The sequence below is a fragment of the Arthrobacter sp. genome (assembly GCF_030540645.1).
Lineage (GTDB): Bacteria > Actinomycetota > Actinomycetes > Actinomycetales > Micrococcaceae > Specibacter.
This window is the reverse complement of sequence record NZ_JAUNVV010000098.1, coordinates 5219-8448: the sequence shown is the minus strand read 5'-3', so window position 1 is coordinate 8448 and position 3230 is coordinate 5219. Positions and strand designations below refer to the sequence as shown.

Sequence of the window (3230 nt, the reverse complement as noted above, 5' to 3'; positions counted from 1 at the left end):
ACGTTGGCCGCGTGGACGTCCGGTTGACCGGCATTCACGATGGACAGAATGTATCTTCCAGGAGGGTCCAATGAGCAGTTTTCAGGCTACTGAACCGCGGTTGATCATGAGGATGAACCGCCGGGAAATACGGTCCAGTCGCGCAGCCTGGTCCATCGTTGCCGCCACCGTGCTGCTACTGGCAGTACTGTGGCTTGCCGTGGAACTTGTTCTCTCGGCAACCGGGAACAGCGCACTGCTGCTCTCCCCGACGGAGTTGGCCCTGCGCACGGCTTCGTTGGGAACGGCGACCATTCCGGCCGCTCTCACGGCGGCCGGCGGGATTCTGGTCCTGGCTGGAATTGCAGTACTTGCACTTGCCATTCTGCCTGGACGCAAACCCCGGCACATCGTGGACAACGACCGGTTCGCCGTCGTGGTTGACGGTGAGGTGTTGGCGGCAGCCGTGTCAAGGACGGCCCGCACGGCTGCACAGTTGGCGCCCGAACAGGTCACCAGCAGTGTTGGACGCAAACGCATTGACGTGGTGGTCCGGCCGGGCTCCGGGCGCACAGTGGACAAGGAGTCCGTGAAGTACGCCGTGGAACGCGAAGTCTCCAGCTACGGTCTGCGCCAGTCCATGTTCGTGGATGTTTCCACCACCACGCACCGGGCGGTGGGATCATGAACGGCACCCACCGCGGACTGAACCGCACACTGCTGGCCATGATGGGACTTGTGCTCATCGGTGCCGGAGCCGTCGCCGTGCTGGCCGGCTCCAACACGGCATTTGCCCGGAACTGGACCGCCACCGGTACCCAAGTCTGGGCGAGCATCCAAGAAAATCTTGCTGCGGCCCGGATTCCGGGAATGGACACCAGCTGGTGGACTGTGGCAGCCCTGGTGCTGCTGCTGCTCATTGCAGTAATGCTGGTGACGTGGATTTCCTCGCAAGGCAAAGGCCGCACCAACCAGCTGGCAGAGCAGACAGACGCAACGGGAAACACGTCTGTGGACGCTGCTGTGGCGGCCCAGATCATCGAAGCGTCGCTGGCAAGGAACACGCAGGTCCTTTCAACGTCGGTTCAATCTTGGAAAACCCGCGGATCCGCCGGCGGTGCGGGGCTCAAGATCATTGTCCAGGCCCGCAAGGGCGCCTCACCCGCCGAGGTGGGAACCGCAGTCGGCCATGTGGTGGACGGGATGGATGAACTGCTGGGCACCCAGCTGCCCGTGCTGGTCCACATCAAGGCCGGCACGCGCACCAGATTTGCCCGTTCTGAACGCGTGGCGTGAGAAATCAAGAACGCTGCGTCTGACGTGGGGGCACCACGAAGTAAATAATCACTCGCATAAAAGGAGAACACCATGGGTTTCTTAGCTTTCATTATTCTTGGCCTCATTGTTGGGGCAATCGTCAAGGCCGTCATGCCGGGCAAGGTTGGCGGCGGTTGGGTCACCAGCATCATCTTGGGCGTGGTGGGCGCCATTGTGGGCGGGTGGCTGGGAACGTTGATCTTCAACGTTGACTTGGGCTCGTTCTTCAACATCAAAACCTGGCTGCTGTCCATTGGCGGCGGTCTGGTTGTCGCAGCTGTCTACGGTGCCATCCGGGGCCGGAAATAAACGCACACCGCCATCCGGTAGGCGCCTGCCGCTGGCCGGGTGGCGGTGCCTGTAGGCTCGCCCCCAAGCATGTGGAGCCAAGAAATTGACGAAAGGACGCTAGCGGGTGAAACGATTGCAGGACCTGCCACACAAACTGGCCGATGCCCCTGACGCGGTTTTGGCCGAACGGGCCGGTGACGGGGACGTCGCGGCGTTTGAAACACTGGCCAGAAGGCATGCCCCGCTGATGCGCGCCTACGCACGGCGTCTGGTCAGATCGCCTGAGGAGGCCGACGACGTGGTGCAGGATGCGCTGATCACGGCATGGAAGGACATCGGCAGCCTGAAAGACGGGGCTGCGGTGAAGGCTTGGCTCATGCGGATTGTGGGACACCGGGCCATTGACACGGGCCGGCGTAGAAAATCGCACGAGAACTTTGCAGATCAGCCGGATCAAGCAGATCACCAGGCGAGCCCTGAAGATGTGGCCGTTGTTGGATCCACGCGCACGGCCTTGAACAGTGCCTTGGCCCGGTTGCCTGAGGAACAGCGAAGATGCTGGGTCCTGAAAGAATTTGGCGGCCAATCCTACGAGGAGATCGCCGAGGCGCTGGGCATCAGCGTGACCAGTGTGCGCGGCCGGCTGGCACGGGCACGAACCAGACTTGTGACGGAAATGGAGGAATGGCGATGAACCCCACGCATGACTGCGGCCGGAGCATCGAGGACCTCAGCGACTATTTGGACACCGGTGCCAGCCCTGACGCAGAGCATATTGACTACTGCCCACAGTGCCAGGCACGTCTTGCCGGACTGCGCAGCCTCAGCGCCGCAGCAAAGGACTTGTTCGACGAGGACATGGCAGCAACAGCCGACGACGACTCCGGCTGGCTCGATGGCATTTTGGCCAACCTCCGCTTGGAAACTCGTGCCGGGCGCTCGATTCCCCTACGCGGACAAGGAATGGATGAGCTGACCGAGACGGAAGGAGCCGTCATTGCACTGGTTCGTTCGGTGGGGGACGCGCTGGGCGGGGTGCTGATTGGCCGCTGCCGTCTGGAGGGCGAAATCGGTACCGCCAGTGCGCCGGTGGAAGTGAGAATCAACGTTTCTGCTCGCTATGGGTACCAGTTGCCGACGCTGGCGGAGCAATTGCGGTCGGCAGTCTTTGCCGAGCTCTTGGTGCAGACCGATCTCAATGTGACTGCGGTGCATGTGGCATTTACGGATATGCGTCCACCATTTGATGATGAGCAAGATTCGCTCGAGGAGGGACGGCAATGAGCCTCGAAGACGAGCTCCACCAGCTGGTGCTGACGATGGAAGGCGTGTCCACCGTATATTCGGCGGATCCCTTGTGGATGAATGTGCTCAAACAAGTCGGTGCGCTTCTAGGCCCGGAGGGCGACGACGTGCCTACGACGTTTGTGGTGTGCTCAGAAGAGGGAGGCCCCGCGAGCGGTGACACCGGGCGCACCCTCACCACGGTGCGGGTGCGGATTGGCACGAGCGGGGCCCAACCGGCGCCGGTAGTAGCGAAGCTGGTTGCAGAGGGGATCCGCGCCCATGTTTGTGCCCGGCGCCCCGGTACCGAGGTCAAGGCCGTTGTGGAGATCGCCGCGATAGGCCTGTGAACCTCCCCA

At 62.1% G+C, this 3230-nt stretch carries 6 protein-coding genes; all 6 read left to right on the top strand.

Annotation, left to right across the window (positions count from 1 at the left end; all coding sequences use genetic code 11):
* The first annotated feature begins 70 nt into the window (after positions 1-70).
* The 6 genes from Q4P21_RS14445 to Q4P21_RS14420 all read left to right on the top strand — a co-directional run bounded on the left by Q4P21_RS14445 (position 71) and on the right by Q4P21_RS14420 (position 3221).
* Entirely contained in the window at positions 71-667 is a 597-nt protein-coding gene (locus Q4P21_RS14445; protein ID WP_303389438.1) for a hypothetical protein, read from the top strand.
* Positions 664-1275: a hypothetical protein gene (locus Q4P21_RS14440; RefSeq protein ID WP_303389437.1), complete on the top strand. Its 612-nt coding sequence runs from the start codon at positions 664-666 to the stop codon at positions 1273-1275. Before Q4P21_RS14445 ends, Q4P21_RS14440 begins: the two co-directional genes overlap by 4 nt.
* 72 nt (positions 1276-1347) lie before the next feature.
* Positions 1348-1605 carry a GlsB/YeaQ/YmgE family stress response membrane protein gene (locus tag Q4P21_RS14435; RefSeq protein ID WP_303389436.1) on the top strand — a complete coding sequence of 86 codons (258 nt, stop codon included), beginning with the start codon at positions 1348-1350 and terminating at the stop codon, positions 1603-1605.
* Between the two features lie 106 nt (positions 1606-1711).
* On the top strand, positions 1712-2281 hold the full coding sequence (locus tag Q4P21_RS14430) for an RNA polymerase sigma factor (protein ID WP_303389435.1): 570 nt from the start codon (positions 1712-1714) through the stop codon (positions 2279-2281).
* The gene (locus tag Q4P21_RS14425; protein WP_303389434.1) at positions 2278-2871 is read left to right on the top strand and encodes an Asp23/Gls24 family envelope stress response protein; all 594 of its coding nucleotides are present in this window, start codon (positions 2278-2280) and stop codon (positions 2869-2871) included. The genes Q4P21_RS14430 and Q4P21_RS14425 overlap by 4 nt, the downstream gene beginning before the upstream one ends.
* Positions 2868-3221, top strand: a complete 354-nt coding sequence (locus Q4P21_RS14420) for a hypothetical protein (protein ID WP_303389433.1) — start codon at positions 2868-2870, stop codon at positions 3219-3221. The genes Q4P21_RS14425 and Q4P21_RS14420 overlap by 4 nt, the downstream gene beginning before the upstream one ends.
* The last annotated feature ends 9 nt before the right edge of the window (positions 3222-3230 follow it).